Annotated in this window: 18 protein-coding genes; 16 read left to right on the top strand and 2 right to left on the bottom strand. The window is 67.1% G+C overall.

The window, feature by feature from the left end:
• The first annotated feature begins 7 nt into the window (after positions 1–7).
• The 5 genes from rfbC to VEIS_RS03395 are packed head-to-tail and all read left to right on the top strand — an operon-like array spanning position 8 to position 3,939.
• Positions 8–556, top strand: coding sequence for a dTDP-4-dehydrorhamnose 3,5-epimerase (gene rfbC / locus VEIS_RS03415; protein ID WP_011808491.1), 549 nt, complete (start codon positions 8–10; stop codon positions 554–556).
• Positions 553–1,659 (top strand): DegT/DnrJ/EryC1/StrS family aminotransferase, encoded by a 1,107-nt coding sequence (locus VEIS_RS03410; protein WP_011808490.1) that lies wholly within the window; start codon positions 553–555, stop codon positions 1,657–1,659. The genes rfbC and VEIS_RS03410 overlap by 4 nt, the downstream gene beginning before the upstream one ends.
• A 2-nt stretch (positions 1,660–1,661) precedes the next feature.
• On the top strand, positions 1,662–2,627 hold the full coding sequence (locus VEIS_RS03405) for a glycosyltransferase family 2 protein (protein WP_011808489.1): 966 nt from the start codon (positions 1,662–1,664) through the stop codon (positions 2,625–2,627).
• Positions 2,620–3,567 (top strand): WxcM-like domain-containing protein, encoded by a 948-nt coding sequence (locus VEIS_RS03400; RefSeq protein ID WP_011808488.1) that lies wholly within the window; start codon positions 2,620–2,622, stop codon positions 3,565–3,567. Before VEIS_RS03405 ends, VEIS_RS03400 begins: the two co-directional genes overlap by 8 nt.
• A 3-nt stretch (positions 3,568–3,570) precedes the next feature.
• On the top strand, positions 3,571–3,939 hold the full coding sequence (locus tag VEIS_RS03395; protein WP_011808487.1) for a GtrA family protein: 369 nt from the start codon (positions 3,571–3,573) through the stop codon (positions 3,937–3,939).
• Here VEIS_RS03395 and VEIS_RS03390 read toward each other — a convergent pair.
• Both VEIS_RS03390 and VEIS_RS03385 read right to left on the bottom strand, forming a co-directional pair.
• Positions 3,881–5,053 carry an acyltransferase family protein gene (locus tag VEIS_RS03390; protein WP_011808486.1) on the bottom strand — a complete coding sequence of 391 codons (1,173 nt, stop codon included), beginning with the start codon at positions 5,051–5,053 and terminating at the stop codon, positions 3,881–3,883. The genes VEIS_RS03395 and VEIS_RS03390 overlap by 59 nt on opposite strands.
• Complete coding sequence (locus VEIS_RS03385; protein ID WP_232287831.1) at positions 5,050–6,939, bottom strand: hypothetical protein; 1,890 nt, start codon at positions 6,937–6,939, stop codon at positions 5,050–5,052. Before VEIS_RS03385 ends, VEIS_RS03390 begins: the two co-directional genes overlap by 4 nt.
• 180 nt (positions 6,940–7,119) lie before the next feature.
• Here VEIS_RS03385 and VEIS_RS03380 point away from each other — a divergent pair, with 180 nt between their 5' ends.
• From VEIS_RS03380 to gspD, 11 genes are read left to right on the top strand one after another with little or no spacing between them, the layout of a single operon-like run.
• On the top strand, positions 7,120–8,856 hold the full coding sequence (locus tag VEIS_RS03380) for a GspE/PulE family protein (RefSeq protein ID WP_011808484.1): 1,737 nt from the start codon (positions 7,120–7,122) through the stop codon (positions 8,854–8,856).
• Positions 8,849–10,099, top strand: a complete 1,251-nt coding sequence (locus VEIS_RS03375; protein ID WP_011808483.1) for a type II secretion system F family protein — start codon at positions 8,849–8,851, stop codon at positions 10,097–10,099. The genes VEIS_RS03380 and VEIS_RS03375 overlap by 8 nt, the downstream gene beginning before the upstream one ends.
• Positions 10,100–10,129: 30 nt before the next feature.
• Positions 10,130–10,615: a type II secretion system major pseudopilin GspG gene (gene gspG, locus VEIS_RS03370; protein WP_011808482.1), complete on the top strand. Its 486-nt coding sequence runs from the start codon at positions 10,130–10,132 to the stop codon at positions 10,613–10,615.
• 18 nt (positions 10,616–10,633) lie between these two features.
• A complete protein-coding gene (locus tag VEIS_RS03365) occupies positions 10,634–11,080 on the top strand; it encodes a GspH/FimT family pseudopilin (protein WP_011808481.1) in 447 nt (148 codons plus the stop codon).
• Positions 11,077–11,484, top strand: a complete 408-nt coding sequence (locus VEIS_RS03360; protein ID WP_011808480.1) for a type II secretion system protein — start codon at positions 11,077–11,079, stop codon at positions 11,482–11,484. Before VEIS_RS03365 ends, VEIS_RS03360 begins: the two co-directional genes overlap by 4 nt.
• A gap of 29 nt (positions 11,485–11,513) precedes the next feature.
• Complete coding sequence (locus VEIS_RS03355) at positions 11,514–12,185, top strand: prepilin-type N-terminal cleavage/methylation domain-containing protein (RefSeq protein WP_041949780.1); 672 nt, start codon at positions 11,514–11,516, stop codon at positions 12,183–12,185.
• Entirely contained in the window at positions 12,182–13,129 is a 948-nt protein-coding gene (locus VEIS_RS03350; protein ID WP_011808478.1) for a type II secretion system protein GspK, read from the top strand. Before VEIS_RS03355 ends, VEIS_RS03350 begins: the two co-directional genes overlap by 4 nt.
• 2 nt (positions 13,130–13,131) lie before the next feature.
• Entirely contained in the window at positions 13,132–14,280 is a 1,149-nt protein-coding gene (locus tag VEIS_RS03345; protein ID WP_011808477.1) for a PilN domain-containing protein, read from the top strand.
• Entirely contained in the window at positions 14,277–14,834 is a 558-nt protein-coding gene (gene gspM, locus VEIS_RS03340; RefSeq protein ID WP_011808476.1) for a type II secretion system protein GspM, read from the top strand. Before VEIS_RS03345 ends, gspM begins: the two co-directional genes overlap by 4 nt.
• On the top strand, positions 14,831–15,547 hold the full coding sequence (locus VEIS_RS24620; protein WP_011808475.1) for a hypothetical protein: 717 nt from the start codon (positions 14,831–14,833) through the stop codon (positions 15,545–15,547). The genes gspM and VEIS_RS24620 overlap by 4 nt, the downstream gene beginning before the upstream one ends.
• 7 nt (positions 15,548–15,554) lie before the next feature.
• The gene (gene gspD / locus VEIS_RS03330) at positions 15,555–17,849 is read left to right on the top strand and encodes a type II secretion system secretin GspD (RefSeq protein ID WP_157048385.1); all 2,295 of its coding nucleotides are present in this window, start codon (positions 15,555–15,557) and stop codon (positions 17,847–17,849) included.
• Positions 17,850–17,949 lie beyond the last annotated feature (100 nt).

Here is a 17,949-nt window from a genome sequence, read left to right as displayed (position 1 = left end):
GCCTCCCATGCAAGTGACTGCGTTGGCCATACCCGAAGTCGTTCTGATCGAGCCCCAGGTTCATGGCGACGCGCGCGGCTTTTTCTACGAGAGCTTCAACCAGCGCGCCTTCGAGCAGGCCACCGGTTGCGCCGGGCGCTTCGTGCAGGACAACCACAGCCGCAGCGCCCAAGGCGTATTGCGGGGCTTGCACTACCAGATCCGGCAACCGCAGGGCAAACTGGTGCGCGTGGTGCGCGGGGCGGTGCTGGATGTGGTGGTGGATCTGCGCAAAAGCTCGCCCAGCTTTGGCCAATGGGTGGCCGAGGAGCTCAGTGCAGACAACCACCGCCAGCTCTGGGTGCCGCCGGGCTTCGCCCATGGCTTCCTCGTGCTCAGCGACAGCGCCGAATGCCTGTACAAGACCACCGACTACTACGCGCCCGCCCATGAGCGCTGCATCGCCTGGGACGACCCGGCGCTGGCGATAGACTGGCGCCTGCGCGGCAACCGGCCCCTGCTGTCGCCCAGAGATGCGCAGGCGCCGCCACTGGCCCATGCCGAGGTGTTCACATGAAACCCATCCCCTTGTTCTGCGCTGCCTCAGCCAATGCAGGGCTGGACTTGCGCGGCGCGATCGACGCCGTGCTCGACAGCCACCATTTCATCCTGGGCAGCAAGGTGCGCGCGTTCGAGCAGGCCTACGCCAGCTACCAACGGACAGACCACTGCGTCAGCGTGGCCAACGGCTCGGACGCGCTGGAACTGGCCTTGCGCGCGCTCGGAATCGGCGCGCCAGCGCGCGTCGTCACAGTGGCGAATGCGGGCTTTTATGCCAGCACGGCCGTGCATGCCGTAGGGGCCAGGCCGCTGTATGTCGATGTCACCGAAGACACGCTCACCCTGTGCCCCGACGCATTGGCCCAGGCGCTGGCGCTGGCGCCGAAACCGGCGGCCGTGATCGCGACCCACTTGTACGGCCAGATGGCCAATATGCCGGCCATTGCCGCGCTGTGCGCCAACGCCGGGGTGGCGCTGATCGAGGACTGCGCCCAGGCCCATGGCGCCGAACTGCAAGGCAAAAAAGCCGGCGCCTGGGGCGATCTTGCCTGCCTGAGCTTTTACCCGACCAAGAACCTGGGGGCCTTGGGCGACGGCGGGGCGGTGCTGACCGCGAACGCGGCGCTGGCCGACAGGCTGCGCCAACTGCGCCAATATGGCTGGTCCGACAAATACCATGTCGACATCCCCGGGGGGCGCAACAGCCGGCTCGACGAATTGCAGGCGGCGGTGCTGCTGGCCAAACTGCCGCAGCTCGACGCGCACAATGCCTGGCGCCGTCGGGTCGCCGCCCGCTACAGTGCCGCCTTGGCGGGGCTGCCGCTGCGCTGTCCGGCGCCGCCGGGGCCGGATTTCGTGGCCCACCTGTACGTGCTGCGCACCGCGCAGCGCGACGCACTGGCGCAGCATCTGCAAGCGCAAGCGGTCGGCTTCGGGCTGCATTACCCGGTGGCGGACCACCTTCAGCGCGCCTACCCGGGCGCGGCCTGCTGCGGCCCGCTGACGGTGACGCAGCAAGCCTGCGCCCAGGTCCTGTCCCTGCCCTGCTACCCCGGTCTGTCCGACGCGGATGTGGACCGGGTCAGCGCCGCAGTCCGCTCTTTCTTTGCCCGGGCCTGAAGATGCTCTCGCTGCTGATCCCGGTGTACCGCAACGAGACCGGCCTGCCAGACCTGCTGGCAGCCGTGCAGTCGCTGCACGCCCGGCTGGAGGGGGCGATGGAAACCGTGTTCGTGGTCGATGGCAGCCCGGACCGCTGCTACGAGATCCTGCGCGAGCGATTGCCGCACTGCGCGCTGCGCGCGCGCCTGGTGCTGCTGTCGCGCAACTTCGGCTCTTTTGCCGCCATCCGTGTCGCGCTGCAACGGGCCAGCGGAGCGTATTTTGCCGTGCTGGCGGCCGACCTGCAGGAGCCGCCCGAGTTGGTGCTGCGCATGCACGCAGCCCTGCTGCGCGCCGATTGCGATGTGGTCATCGGCGTGCGGCAGACGCGCCACGAGCCGCTGACCACGCGCTTGCCGGCGCAGATTTTCTGGTGGCTTTACCGGCGTTACGTGCTGTCCGAAATCCCCCCGGGCGGGGTGGATGTGTTTGCCTGCAACCGGGCCTTCAGGGACAGCTTGCTGCAACTGCAAGAGCGCCATAGCTCGTTGATCGCGCAGATGTTCTGGCTGGGTTTTCGCCGCCAACAACTGTCCTATGTGCGCCAGCCGCGCCAGCATGGCGTGTCGGCATGGACGCTGCGCAAAAAGCTCGGCTACATGGCCGACAGCATTTTCTCCTTCACCGACCTGCCCATCCGCTGGCTGCTGCGCGCCGGCCTGGGCGGCACGCTGGCGGCCACGGTGGTGGGCGCCGCCGTGCTGGCCGCCAAGCTGCTCGGCGCCATCACTGTGCCCGGCTATGCCATGATCATGCTGACGATCGTTTTCTTTGGCGCGCTGAACCTGCTCAGCCTGGGCGTCGTCGGCTCCTACGCCTGGCGCGCCTACGAAAACACCAAGGCGCGGCCCCTGGCCGTGGTGCTGCGCGACGAGCAGTTCGGCCCGCCCGGCGTCAGCAACCCCGGCGAGCGGCCCCATGCCTGATTACTTCGTCCATCCGCAGGCCCTGTGCGAGTCCACCGCAGTCGGTGCCGGAACGCGCATCTGGGCCTTCGCCCATGTCTTGCCAGGGGCCAGGATCGGCGCCGACTGCAACGTCTGCGACCATGTCTTCATCGAAAACGACGTCTGGCTGGCCGATCGCGTCACCATCAAATGCGGTGTGCAGCTATGGGATGGCATCCGGCTGGAATCGGATGTGTTCGTCGGCCCCAACGCCACCTTCAGCAATGACCGTTTCCCCCGCAGCCGGCAGCGCCCCGAAGCCTTTGCCCGGACCGTCGTGCGCCAGGGGGCATCGATAGGCGCCAATGCCACCTTGCTGCCAGGCATCACGGTCGGCGCGCAGGCGATGGTTGGCGCAGGCGCGGTCGTCACCCGCTCCGTGCCGCCCAAGGCCATCGTGGTGGGCAACCCGGCAAAGATCGTCGGCTATGTGCAAACCCCGGGCGCAAAGACCGGGACGCCAGGCCCGCGCCCGACCGGCGTCGACGGCGTGACCCTGCACCACTTGCACCAGGTGCAGGACATGCGGGGCAGCCTGTCGGTGGCCGAATTCGGCAGCGATGTGCCCTTTGCCGTGCGCCGGTATTTTTTGGTGTTCGATGTGCCGAGCATGCAGGTGCGCGGAGAACATGCCCACCACCAGTGCCGCCAGTTTCTGGTCGCCGTCAAGGGCAGCGTCCATGTGCTGGCCGACGACGCCCGGCACAGCGAGGAATTCATTTTGGACCGCCCCGCACTGGGACTGCTGTTGCCGCCCATGACCTGGAGCGTTCAGTACCGCTATTCGCCGGATGCCGTCTTGCTGGTTCTGGCGTCCGAGCACTACGACCCCGAGGACTATATCCGGGACTACGATCGATTCGTGGTGCTGGCCAGGGCGCTCCACCGGCCGCCGGCCGCCGGCATCGATTCCCCCTGATCCATGCGCCACAGCCTGCACCGATTTCTGGCCTCCGGCACGTTGAATACGCTGGCCTCCTATGCGCTGTATCGGCTGCTGCTCGACTTCATGGTCATGACCTATGCCTGGGCCTACAGCATTTCCTGGCTTGTCGGCATCGGGGTCGCGTATGGCCTGCAGCGGTACTATGTCTTTCGGCAAACCGGCGGGAGATTCGGCCTGCTGTGGGTCGGCGCCATTTATCTGGCGCAATATCTGCTGGGCCTGGCCTTGGTGGTCTTATGGGTTCGGGGCTGGGGATTGCCGCAGATATGGGCTCCGGCTTTTGCGATCATGGTCTCTTTTCCATTGACCTATCTGGCGAGCCGGCGGGTTTTTCGCGCTCGATGATGTAGGGCTTGCGCCACTGCATGAATGGCAGCTCGATGCAATGATGGCTCAGCCTGGCCAGCGGCAGCATCAACAAAAAGCACAGCAAGGCCCAGGGCAATGCGACAAGGAAATGGGATATATCCATGATGCGCTCGTGAATGAACCTTGCCGCATGAAAAACAAAAAACATATGCAGCAGATAGATCGAATAGGAGTATTCGCCAACTCTGGCCAGAAACAGGGAAACCCCGCTGCAGGCCCGGGAGTTGCGGTTGCGCTGCGGGGCGCATGGCTCCCGGCGATCGTACCAGGCAATGAAAAGGGCAAAGAAAACCCCCTCCACGCTGCCCATGACGATCCACAGGGGATTGCCCGAAGGGTAGCCGGGCGAACGCATGAATCCGCCCCGGGCATCGAACATCCAATAGAAAATGCAAAAAGCCAGCGCCGCCACCCCGACCCCCACGTCCCCCGTTGTCGGGCGCAAAATCCTGCGCGGCAAATGACAGGCCAACATGCCCAGCACGAATTGATCGATCCGCCCGATGATGGTGAAGTACGCCAGATTTTGCACCTCACCATATTCCCTGTGCCAGAGGTATCGGGTCAAAATGGCGCAGGCCAGCACCAAGGCCATGTTCCAGAGCGACTTGCGCGCCAGCAGCAGCAACAGCGGCAGCAGAAGATAAAAATGCCATTCGACGGTGATCGACCAGCCCCCATGGGGAAGGCTCGGAAACACCAAGCCCCGGCCCAGCGCCAGCAGCTGATTTTTCACCTCTGCGCCGGGCGCCGCCGAGAACAACGCAAAAATCAACTCGAGCGCGACCACGAACAGCAGCAATGGCAGCAGCCGCAGCGCACGGTTGAACAGAAAGCGGGGGTAGCTGATATTTTTACCATCGAGCAGCTTGGCAAAAAGATAGCCGCTCAGGGTCATGAACAGGGAAACGCCCACATGGCCCTCGTCGAGCAATGCCAGCGGGAACAGCGCCAAGAAGGCGGCGGCCTGGCCAAAAGGCACAGGGTAGCCGTTGGTGAAATGCAGAAAATGCCAGCAAAAAACCATCAGCGCCGCGAGTGCACGGAGATGATCCAGCGCCGGGTAATGCTCGCCCGCCGTCGATCTCATGGCGCTGCGTCGGCTGGGCGGGCATCGATCTCCCGGGCCAGCCCCTGGGCCAGCGCCCGGTAGAGCGCGTCGGAGCCGAACCGGTCATTGGCCGGATCCAGAGAAAATTCATTGTGCTTGCGCTCGACCAGCCGCCCTTGCCAGCGCGGCTCCAGAAAGAAAGAAAGAAAATCTGCACCTTGCCGGGCATGGCCGTCCAGCACCGCTTGCAACTGCGGCCATGGCAGTGCCTTCAACGGGTGAAACTCGGTGATGCCATAACTTGGATGCCGGGTCCGCCGGTACCATTGGTCGAAATACTTTCCGTATGCGGCAGCGCCATACAGGCTGACGCCCAGCCGCAGGCTGGAGAATCTGGCCAGTGACGGGTCGACGGCGTATTTGCTCGCATCCCAACCGGGGTTGGTAAATGGAATGATTTGGTGCGTGTAATGCCTCGTCCGTGCCAGGCATGATTGGCTGACGACATCATCGAAAAACCGCAAATAATTGACCACTTGCAGCCCGCGAAAAGCGTGCCACAGCGGCACCATCGGGTTGTAGTAGTAAGAGGAATGCTCCGGGGGCAGGTCGATATGCGCCGCAATGTCCCCCTGCGCCAGCGTGCCGGCGGGCAGGGCCTGTTGCGCTTGCAACCGGGGTGTGGTCTGGCGCCGGTCCATGATGGCAATATGGCGCGTGCCCAGTGCCGTCAATCGGCCAGGCGCTGCCTCCAGAAAAATATCGAGCCGGTGCAGGCCCGCAGGCAGGCTTTTGAAATCCATGTCGAAGCGCCATCCGGTATTGGCATCGCGCAATTGCGGCAGCGCCTGCAGCACGTCTTGCCGGCCTTGGTTCACGGGCGTTTTGCCAATGAATGCGCCATTGCGGTAAATATGCACCCAGGCCGGCTCCCCGCTGCTTCTGCCCGGGGCGTAAGCCCAGCCTGCGATGGGCAGGCTGCCATGGGCAAATGCGTCCAGATGCTCCGTATAGCGCTGCAACGGCTCTGAGCGGATATCCTTGGCCGGGGGAAATATGGCGTCGAATGACGGGTAATCGGCGCCCAATACGCGATTGAGGTCGGCGATGTGCGCAAACTGCTGGCGCAGGTACTGGCGAAACCCTTGCACCGACGCCGCGCTGTAATCGGTGATGCGATACGGCCCGGTAAAACCCATGCCGGCCTGAAAATCAGGAAACAGGTGGTGCAACTCGCCGAGCAAGGTGACCCCTTTGACCTTGGCGACGGCCTCGGGCGCCAACTGGCACAGCGCGCCCAGCATGGCCCGGGTCGCCTCGACGCGCCGGCGCGTGATTTCGGTGTCGGTGCGGGCAAAGGTCCACGGGTATATCGGCGCGCCGTAGTAGCTGTCCCGCGCCAGCGGCCCCTGCCGGGTATGGGCCAGGTTCGCCGGATCGCCGGCCAGCGCCTCCTCCAGGGGGGAATGCACAGAAAAATGCGTGGCAAACAGGTACAGGATGACCGGGCGGTCGGTGTCGCGGATGGTGCGCGCCAGCCGCTGCACACGCTCCATGTCAACGGCCCAGCCCTCTGGCGTCTGACGAAACAGTTGCAGCAACGGCACCGGCAGCGTGTAGCCCAGCGGGTAGCGCTGCGCCCCGCCCCGCCGGGGCTGCAAGGCGGTCAGCGTCGATTCCACCAGCGCTGCGGCAGAGCCCCGGGCAGGATCGGTGCAGGCTTGCTCCAACGGGGTGCTGCGCGCCGTCGCCGGCAGCAGCACGCAGGTGTCGATCACGCCGATCATCGGGGCCAGCAGCATGGGCCTGGCCGCCGGGGGCGCGGCCGGCGCGGCGCGTTGCAACAAGGCCAGTCCCCAGCCGCCCAGGCCCAATGCCAGGCAGGCGCTGCCAACGATGATCAGAGGTGCCAAGATGGGTGCCACGGTGAAAGTACGATGTGTATCGAGCAGCCGCGACTGTAAGGCACACGGAGGCACACCGGCCGGCACACCGGCGCACAGGCGCCCGGGGGAGGGGAAACGCCAGCGCCGGGCCAGCGCCGGGCTACACTCTGACCCCCCCTTGCCGTGACCGTTGCGGTTGCGCCGCGCTGCCACCACCCCATGACGACAGACCTGCTTTCAGCCCCCGCCGACCTGCAACCGCAGGATGCCCCCCTGCCCCGCCCGCGCATCGGCGAGTTGCTGGTGCAATCGGGCAAGCTCAGCGCCCGCGACCTGGAGCGCGCGCTGTCCGCGCAGCAGGAAATGGGGGGCCTGCTCGGGCGCGTGTTCGTGCGCCTGGGGCTGGTGTCGGACGCGGATGTGGCGCAAGCGCTGTCGGCGCAACTGGGCATCCCCTTGGTGTCCGAGCATGACTTTCCCGATCTGCTGCCCGAAGTCGAGGGCCTGCGCCCCGAGTTCCTGGCGGCCAACAATGTCTGCCCGCTGCGCCTCGAAGGCGACCAATTGCATGTCGCGATGGCGGTGCCGCAGGATGCCTTCGTCGTCAAGGCCCTGCATCTGGCGACCGGCCATGCCATCGTGCCGTATCTGGCGCTGGAAAGCGCGATCGACAAAGCGCTGGCCGAGCCGGCCAACGCCGTGCCGCAGCCCCAGGACGACGGCTTCGGCGATGGCCTCGATGGCAGCGATTTCGTCGAGCATCTGAAAGATCTGGCCAGCGAGGCGCCGGTCATCCGCCTGGTCAACACCATCATTGGCCGGGTCATCGATCTGCGCGCTTCCGACATCCACCTGGAGCCTTTCGACGATGGCCTGCATGTGCGCTACCGCATCGACGGGGTGATCCATCCCGGCGAACTGGTGCCGCCGCGCCTGAGCGCTGCCGTCAATTCGCGCGTCAAGCTGTTGGCGCATCTGGACATTGCCGAGCGCCGCTTGCCGCAAGACGGGCGCATCAAGACCCGCCTCAAGGGGCGCGAACTGGATCTGCGCGTCTCCACCGTGCCCACCGTGCACGGCGAAAGCGTGGTCATGCGCGTGCTCGACCGCGCCAGTGTCCGCCTCGAACTCGAGAGCATGGGCTTCGAGCCGGACACGCTGGCGCGCCTGGCCACGCTGCTGGCCCGCCCGCACGGCATTTTGCTGGTCACCGGCCCCACCGGCTCGGGCAAGACCACCACGCTGTACGCCGCGTTGACCAAGATCGATGCCGGCGAGCAAAAAATCATCACGGTCGAAGACCCGGTGGAGTACCAGCTCGCGGGCATCAACCAGATTCAGGTGCACACGCAGATCGATCTGACCTTTGCCAATGCGCTGCGCTCCATCCTGCGGCAAGACCCGGACATCATCATGATCGGCGAAATGCGCGATGGCGAGACCGCGCAGATCGCCGTGCAATCGGCGCTCACCGGCCACCTCGTGCTCTCGACCTTGCACACCAACACCGCCGCCGGCGCGGTGGTCCGGATGCAGGACATGGGGGTCGAGCCCTACCTGATCACCTCCGCCGTCAATGGCGTGCTGTCCCAACGGCTGGTGCGCACGCTGTGCGAGCATTGCAAGCAGGCCCATGACCCCGGGCCCGAGATACGCCAGCGCACAGGTCTGGCGCGCTTTTGCGCGGCGGGCCAACCGGTGTACCGGGCCGTGGGCTGCGAGCATTGCCGCCAGTCGGGCTACCGTGGCCGCACCGGCATCCATGAACTGCTGCTGCTCGACGATTCCCTGCGCCGCGCGATCATCGAAGGGCGCGATGCGAACATCCTGCACGCGATGGCCGTGCAGGGCGGCATGCTGAGCCTGTACGAGGATGGCCTGCGCAAGGTGGCCGCCGGCCGCACCACGCTGGACGAATTGGCCCGGGTGACGCAGGACGACCCGTCCGATGCCTGATTTCATCTGGCATGCCGCCACGGCCGGCGGCCAAGTGGAGCAGGGGCGCCTGAGCGCCGCCAATGCCGCGCTGGCGCTCAAGCAACTGCGCGCCCAGGGGCTGACGCCGCTGCACCTGGCCGACGCCAGCGCAGCGGCGGCTGGCGCGGCGGACCCGGGGCCGATGCCCGGGGGCTTTGCGCAGCCCAGGCAGCGCCAGAGCAAAGGCCCGGTCCGTGCCGCCGATATCCTGGCGCTGACCTCCGAGTTGGCCATCATGCTGCGCGCCGGCCTGGCGCTCGACAACGCCTTGCGCGTGCTGATCGACATGAGCCACAAGCCCAGCGTCACCGCCCTGGTGCAAGCCCTGCTCGATGCCGTCAAGGGGGGCACGCCGCTCAGCCGCGCGCTGGCCGCGCATGGCCCGCTGTTTGGCGATTTTTATATCAACATGGTGCGCTCCGGCGAGGCCAGCGGGCAAATGTCCGCCGTGCTCGATCGGCTGGTCGAGCACATGGAGCGTCAGCGCGCACTGCGCGACAGCGTCATCTCGGCCACGATCTACCCGGCCATCCTGCTGGCCGTGGCCCTGCTCTCGCTGGTCGCGATGCTGGGCTTCGTGGTGCCGCAGTTCGAGAAGCTGTTCACCGACATGGGCGACGCGCTGCCCCTGCCCACGCGCCTGGTGATGGGGCTGGGCCAGGCGTTCACCGATTACGGCTGGGCCATGGGCCTGGCCGGCGCCGGCGCCGGCCTGCTGCTGCGCCACTGGCTGCGCTCGCCCGCCGGGCGCCACTGGTGGCAAAAGCGGGTGCTGCGCCTGCCGCTGGTCGGGCCGCTGGCGCTCAAATACCAACTCACCTTGTTCGCGCGCTCGCTGGGGACGCTGCTCGGCCATGGCGTGCCGATGCTCACTGCGCTGCACATCGCCACCGACACCGTGGGCAACGCCGTGCTGCAACAGGCATTGGCGCGCGTCGGGCCTATCGTCAAGGAAGGCGGCAAGGTGGTGCAGGCCGTCTCGGCCACCGGCATCTTCGCGCCGCTGGCCATCAACCTGATTCGCGTGGGCGAGGAAACCGGCCGCATCGGCCCGATGATGCTGGAACTGGCCAATGTCTTGAACCGCGAGGTGGAAACCGGCATCCGGCGCCTGCTCACGCTGCTCGAACCGGTGCTCATCTTGCTGCTCGGCCTGCTGGTCGCCGCCATCATCGTGTCCATCCTGCTGGGCATCCTGTCCATCAATGACCTGGCCGTATAATCGGCGTTTACCCGAGGCCCCAGGCACCCAATGCTGAGCATTCCTGCCCGCCCCACAGCCCGCCGCGCCGCATGTGGCCCTGCATGCGGCGATCCCCGCCCCGGCCGGCCCGTGCGCGGCTTCACACTGATCGAGTTGCTGGTCGTGCTGGCCATCCTGACGCTGCTCGCCGGCCTGGTCGGCCCGCGCGTGCTCAACCAACTCGGCGGCGCCAAAGCCAAAACGGCGCTGGTGCAGATCGCCGATTTGGACAAGTCGCTCGAACTGTTCAAACTCGATGTCGGCCGCTACCCGACCACGCAAGAGGGCCTGGAAGCGCTCATCCAACGCCCGGGCAACGTGCAGGGCTGGACCGGCCCCTACCTGAAGGGCAAGGAACTGCCCACAGACCCATGGGGCCACCCTTACCGCTACGCCAATCCCGGCCCGGACGGGGGCATTGAAATCCTGTCGCTCGGCGCCGACGGAGCGCCTGGCGGTGACGGCGAAAACGCGGACATCCGCAACACCCACTGAGTGCAAGCCAAGAGCACCATGCGGCGTGAGCGCGGCTTTACGCTGATCGAATTGCTGGTGGTGTTCGCCATCATGGCCTTGGTCATCGGGCTGGTGCCGGTGGCGTTCGAGCGCTTGAGCGAATCGGCCAAATATCGCGACACGGTGCGCACCATGCTCAGCGAGCTGCGCCAGGCCCGCTCGATCGCGTTGAGCCAGGGGCGTGAAGTGCGGTTTGCCGTGGATTTGTCCGGCCATGCCTTCGGGCTGCAGGGCGCAGCGCCGCACCGGCTGGCGCCGGCTTTGCGAATCCGCGCGACGGTGGCCGAGCGTGAACTGCAACGAGGGGTTGCGGCCATCCGGTTCCTGCCCGATGGCGGGGCCACCGGCGGCAGCATAGAGATCATCCGCCCCGCCGGCAATGGCGTGCGCTTGCGCGTCGATTGGTTGTCCGGGCATGTGAGCCAAGAGCCGCTGCTCCAATGACAAACGCGGCGCGCCGTCAGCGCGGTTTTTCCTTGCTGGAGTTGCTGGTGGCATGCGCCATCATGGCCATCGCGCTGGGCATGTTGTACCGGGCCACCGGCGGCAGCGCGCGCGCGGTCGTCGAGGTCGACCTGCGCCAGCGCGCCACCGTCCTGGCCGAATCGCTGCTGGCGCTGAGCGACGACGTGCCACCGGGCGGCTGGCAGCAGCAGGGGCGCTCCGGCGAACTGGCCTGGAGCATCCGCAGTGCGCCCTACGCCACGGGCGTCAACAGCGGCAACGCGCCGCTGCTGCATGAAGTCTCGATCGCCATTTCCTGGGCCGATGGCGGCAGCCAGCGCCAGTTCGAGCTACAAACCCTGCGGCCCGAGCGGCGCGCACTGGCCGGCGAGGCGAACCAATGACTGCGCCGACTGCGCCGACTACGCCGGCTATGCCAGGAATCCGTCGCCGCGGCTTCACGCTGGTCGAGGTGCTGGTGGTCATGGCCTTGTTATCGCTGGTCATGCTGGCGCTGGGCGCATCGCTGCGCACCGTGGCCCAGACGCAAGAGCGCGTCGATGCGCGGCTGGCGCAGACCGACCAGTGGCGCGTGGCCGTGGCCTTCATCCGCAGCAGCCTGGGCCGCATTTCCGGGCGCAAGATCGAAGCTGCGGCCACCGCCGCGCCGGGCAGTGGGAAATACCTGTTTGCCGGCGCGCCCGATGCCGTGGCCTGGGTCGGGGTCATGCCTGCGCGCTTCGGTGCCGGCGGGCGCAACTTTTTTCGCCTTGCGGCCGAACCGGTGGACGGTGCCGGGCTGGGGCTGGTGCTTCGTTTCAAGCCCTGGGAGGAGGCGTCGGCCTTCCCCGATTGGTCCACCGCCGACAGCCGCGTGCTGCTGGCCGACGTGGCATCCTTGTCCATCCGCTATCAGGGGCAGGCGGGCAGCCCGGCGGACGGCTGGCTGCCCCGCTGGTCCGACCCGGACCGTTTGCCGCACAGGGCCTGGCTGACGCTGCGCAGCGCGGCCTCCGAGTGGCCGCCGCTGATCATTGCGCTGCACCAACTGCCGCTGAGCGATGCGCGCAGCATCGTCTTCACGGTGGGCGGATCGAGTCCATGAGCGCAGCGCAGCCACCCGAAGGCGCGCACACCGCCGCCGCAGGCGAAAGTACTCCGGTGGGCGCAGCGCAGATCGCAGCGCGCAGCGCGGCGCGTGGCATGGTGCTGATCGCGGTCCTCTGGATCGTGGCCGCATTGGCGATTCTCGTCACCGGCATGTCCCGGGCCGTGCGTGGCGAGGCGCGCACGGCAACTGCTGCGCGGCAACTGGTGAACGCCGCAGCGCAGGGCGACGCCGCCATCCACCTGGCCCTGCAAACCTTGGCCGCAGGCCCTGCGCTGCCCGTGCGCCTGAGCGTGCTGCCGACGCGCTATCACGAACAAGCCATTGACGTGCAGATACTGCCCCTGAACGGCTTGATCGACCTCAATCGCGCCACACCAGCGCTGCTGGCCCGCCTATTCATGGTGGCTGCCGGCCTGGAGGCGGGCCAGGCGCAGGCACTGGCCAAAGCCGCCGCCGATTGGCGCGCGCTGCATGTCGGCGGCGGCAGCCCCCGTGGCTTCGAGGCCGCCGAAGACCTGCTGCGCGTGCCCGGAATCGACTACGACCTGTATGCTACGATCGCCCCGCTCATCACGGCGGACGTGGACGCGGCAGGCAGTGGGCGTGTCAACCCGATGGCAGCCCCCGAAGCGGTGCTCACGGTGCTGGCCAACGGCGATGCAGTGCAGGCGGTGCGCATCGCAGCGCAGCGCAATGCCGGGGCCAGCGCCATCGACACCACGGGCTTGACGGGAGAATTCATCGACAGCGCCGCGACACGGCGCCTGCGGCTGCAGGCCCGGGTCGCGCTGCCACAGGGGGGCCGGGTTTTCGTTGCGCGCAGCGTTGAATTCCTGGCCAATTTTCAGAACTCTCAGGATTCCCGGGAGGGCTTGCCCTGGCGCAGCTTTCGTGTGGAGCACCGGCTGGAGCCGAACACCGACGCCAACCCAATGTGACCATGGCATTCATTCATTCAGACGATCGATTTTTTGGCCTGGACCTGGCGCCGTTGCGCCGCGATCTGGGGCAAGCCTGGGCCGGTCTGCGCAGCGGGCCCCTGCTGTCATGGATCAGCCCGATGCAGCCCGTCCGGCTGCTACAGGCCGACGGCAGCGAAAGCCTGTGGCAAGCCCGGGAAGGCGCACCGCAAAGGGCGCCGCAAAAATCCTCGCCCCGGGCCGGCACGCCGCGCGCGCGGTTTCTGGCCGTCGAACTGCCCGACGAGCTATTGCTGCGCCGCAGCCTGCAACTGCCGTCGATGCCCGCCGCGTCGGTGCAAGAGGCCGTGGCACTCGATCTGCGCAGCAGCAGTCCATTCGCCGAGGACGACCTGGTCTGGGGATACACCGTCCATGCCACCCCGCCCAGGGGGCTGCAAGTCGATGGCGTGCTCGCCTCGGGCAAGCAAATCGCCCAATACCTGCTTGGCATGCAAGAGCGCCTGCGTGCTGCCGCCGGCGCCAGCCCTGCCAGCCCCGAAGTCTGGGCCACCGTCCCGGGGCGCACGCCCGTGGTGCTGCGCGGCTTTGCTGAAACCCTGCGCTACCGCGCCGTGGCGCGCCAGCAGGTGACCGCATGGGCATTGCTGGCGTCCATGGCAGCGCTGCTGCTGGCCATTGCCATCACGCCCACCTTGCAAATGCGCCTGCGGGCCATCGAAGCCGTCAATGCCTTTACGGCGCTCAGTCAGCGCACCGCCGCGCTGCTGCGCGAGCGCGAAGCGCTGGTGCAGGTACAGACCCAACTGACGGCCTTGCAAGCCATCCTGGCCGAGCACGTCGATCCGCTGCGCGTGATGGAACTGCTGACCCAGGCCCTGCCCGACGACACGACGGTGTTCACGCTGCAAATACAAGGCAGCAAGGTATCGCTCACCGGGCAAACCGGCAATGCCGCCGCGCTGATGCAATTGCTCAGCGCACACCCCGTGCTGCGCGACGTGCGCGCCCCGACGGCGGCAATGCGCCCACCGGGTGCCAGCAAAGACATCTTCAGCATCGAACTGACCCTGGATACCAAGGCCCTGGGGCCATCGGCCCCTTCCGCCCCGGCCGCCCCCGGCCCGGCCACCCCATCCGCCCCGGCGGCAGCGCAGGCCACGCCATGAAGCCCGGCACGCGCCTGCTCACCCCGCAATCCCTGTTGCTGCTGCTCGTGGCCGCCGTGGCCCTGCCGCTGGCAGCCGGCGGCGCCTATGTCTTGCAAAAGCACCAATGGGCCCAAGAGCGGCTCGACCAATTGGCGCCCCGCTACGCCCGTCTGTTGGGGCTTCAGGGCAGCGCCGACCAATTGCGCGCCGCCAACGCCCAGGCGCACGCACTGTTGGCGCAGTATGTCTACGCCGCCAACCTCGACGCCTCCCAGGTCGGCAACAACGCCCAGCAGCGCATCCGCGACATCTTCAGCGCGGCGGGCTTGCAGATCGTCAGCAGCCAAGTCCTGCCGCCCAAGGAGCAAGGCAATGTCGACCAGATTCCGCTGGCGGTGCGCACCGAAGGAGAACTGATGGCCCTGCAAAGCGCCTTGGCGGTGATGTCGAGCCAGAACCCCGCGATCATCATCGACGGCCTGAACGTGCAGACCCTGGGGGCGGTCAACGCCGACAAGCCGCAGAAGCTCTCGATCCAGTTCGACCTTTTCGTGCTGCGGGTCAGGCCATGATCAAGACGCATATCCTGCGCCTGCTGCTGGCCGTCAATCTGCTGCTGGCCTGCGCGCTGGCGGCCCTGTGGTTCACCCCGGCCCGCGCGCTGCGCCACCTGCATTGGCAGCCCCCGGCGGCACGCGCGCCGCAGTTTTCCGACCCCGGCAGCGGCTTGCCGGCCCGCAACCCGGTCTTGGTCAGCAGCTTCCTGGTCACGCTCGAGCGCCCGCTGTTTTCCCCCAACCGGCGCCCGGTGCCGATTGCGCCAGTGGCGGCGCCCGCCGATCCGCTCGCCAACATCCAGCTCCAGGGCCTGTACTCCGCCCAAGGGGCGGGCGCTGGCGGCATCTTTGCGCGCGTCGATGGCAAAGATCGGCGCATCGCCGTGGGCAGCACGCTGGGGGACTGGACCGTCAAAGGCATCGCCGGCACGGAAGTGACATTGGCCCGTGGCGCAGACATACAGGTGCTGCGGCTGCTGCCGTCCAGGCTGGGTGCCGTGGCGCCTGCGCCGCCAGCATCGCCAGCGGGCGCCATCATGGGCGGGCCTGTGCCGCCGGGGGCCATCCCGGTCGGCGCCAAACCACCAGACCTGCCCTCGCAACTGCCCTCGCAAGTGCAAGACCCGGTGCTCAGGCAAGAGCAAGAACGCCAAGAGGCCGAACGGGCGCGCCTTGTGCTGCGCAACGCAAGACGGGCCGCGCAAGGATTTCCCCCAGTCCAAGAGTAGTAAATTCATGAGCCATCACCCCATGTTCACACAGCGTTTGGCCATTGCCGCCTGTGCCTTGCTGACAGGCTCCGTGGTATGGGCGGCAGGCGAAGACCCGCCGCCCGCCGAGCCGCCTTCTGCGCCCGGCCCCGATGCCGTGTTCGAGCCGCGCATCATCCGTGGCAATGACCAGGTGATCGGCGCCGCCAAGCCGGTGCCGCCGCCCGAAGGGGCGCCCAGTTCCTTCCGGTTTGAAGAGGCGCCCATCGCCGAAGTGGTGCGCACCATGCTCGGCGACATCCTCAAGGTCGATTACGTGCTGCACCCGCCCATCAGCGGCAGCATCACGCTGGCGACGCAGCAGCCAGTGGCGCCAGACCAGGCCATCTTCCTGCTGGAAACGGCGCTCCAGGCCAACGGCCTGGCCATGCTGCGCGACCCGCGCGGCGCCTACCACGTAGGCCGGCCGGAAACGCTCAAGGGCATCGGCGCCGCCGTGCGGCAAGCGGGCGTCGGCAGCGGCCCGCTGCCGCCCGGTTCGGGCGCCGTGGTCGTGCCTTTGCAGTACATCGGCGCGGCCGAGATGGCCACCATCCTGCGCCCGATGGTGCCGCCCGAAGCCTTGATCCGCGTCGACACGGTGCGCAACCTGCTGGTGCTTGCAGGCAGCCGCGCCCAGGCCGAAGGCTGGCTCGACATCATCAGCACCTTCGATGTCAACCTCCTCAAGGGCATGTCGGTCGGGGTTTTCCCGCTCAAGTACGTCTCGGTCAAAGAAGTCGAGGCAGCGCTGCAATGGTTGAGCACCGGCGGCGCACCCCGTCAGAACAACCAAGCCGCCGACAGACCCGTGAGCGCCATTGCCATGCCCGGGGCGGCCCCCGGCGGGACGGCGGCCGGGCCGGCAGACAACATGCCGCTGCCGTTGGCCGGCGCCGTGCGCGTGCTGCCCATCGAGCGCATCAACAGCATTTTGGTCGTCACGCCACGGGCCGCCTATCTCGACGAGGCGCGCCGCTGGATCGAGCGCCTGGACCAGCCCTCGGACAACAGCGCCGAGCCGCAACTGTTCATCTACCAAGTGCAAAACGTGAACGCGCGCCACCTGGCCTCCGTGCTCAGTGGCATCTTCGGCACGAAGCCAGCCCCCGGCACGGCGGCCAACAGCGGCGTGGCGCCCGGCTTGCCGGCGGCCACCACCAGCAGCAACAGCAACAGCAGCAACAGCAGCCCCGTCATCGAAGGCTTGTGGCTGGGCACTGGCGCCATCGGCAGCAGCCAGAGCAGGTTTGGCGGCTTTCGTTCGGGCAGGTTCGGCTCTGGCCAGGCAACGACGGGCGCGTCCGGCGCACGGGACACGCCATCGGCACCGGCCGTAGCCGCCCTGGGGAACATACGGGTCATGGCCGATGAACTGAACAACTCCGTGCTGGTATGGAGCACGCGCGCCGAATACGCCAAGATCGAATCGACCCTGCGGCGGCTGGACCTGCCGCCCACGCAGGTGCTGATCGAGGCCAGCATCATCGAAGTGACCCTGAACGACGACCTGCGCTACGGACTGCAATGGGCGTTCAACGACAGCCGCTCCGGCATCGACAGGGGCCAGGGCGCGCTCAGCAGCCGCGATGGCACAAGCACCGGCGGCATCCTCGGCGGCGCGCTCGCCGGCTTTTCCTACGCGCTGAAAAGCCCGGCCGGCGCGGTGCGGGCCATGCTCAACGTCCTGTCGGCCAAAACCACGGTCAAAGTAGTGGCCAGCCCCTCGCTGATGGTGCTCGACAACCACACCGCATCCATTGCCGTAGGCGATCAAACCCCGATACAGGCCGGCACGACCAGCAACCTCGAAGGAACGGTCACCAGCACCAACATCGAATACAAAGACACCGGCGTCAACCTGGTGGTCACGCCCTCGGTGAACGCCGGCAACATCGTCACCATGCAGATCGACCAATCCGTCACCGACGTGGGCGCCAAGGACGAAGTGACCAACCAGCGCGCCTTCCTGCAACGCCAACTGTCCAGCAAGGTATCGGTGCGCTCGGGTGAATCCATCGTGATGGGCGGGCTGATCCAGGAAAGCAGCAGCAGCACCAAATCGGGCATCCCCGTCTTGCACGCCCTGCCGCTGTTCGGCAACCTCTTTGGCACCACGGTCAATGACGGCAGGCGCACGGAACTATTGGTGATCATCACGCCTCGAGTGGTGCGCTCCGACATCGACATTCGCCAGGTCAGCGAAGAACTGCGCGACCGGATGAAAGGCTTTGTCGGCCTGCAACAGCCCCCAGCCCTGCAGCCCGCCGTGCAGGACTGAAAACCCAATGAACCACGGAGTCGAACCGATGACGCTTTTCCCCGGCGCGGCACGCGCCACACACATCCACGCGGCACGCGCCACACACACCCACGCGGCA

Origin of the sequence: Verminephrobacter eiseniae EF01-2 (assembly GCF_000015565.1) — a bacterium.
Lineage (GTDB): Bacteria > Pseudomonadota > Gammaproteobacteria > Burkholderiales > Burkholderiaceae_C > Acidovorax > Acidovorax eiseniae.
This window is presented reverse-complemented; position numbering and strand designations above follow the sequence as displayed.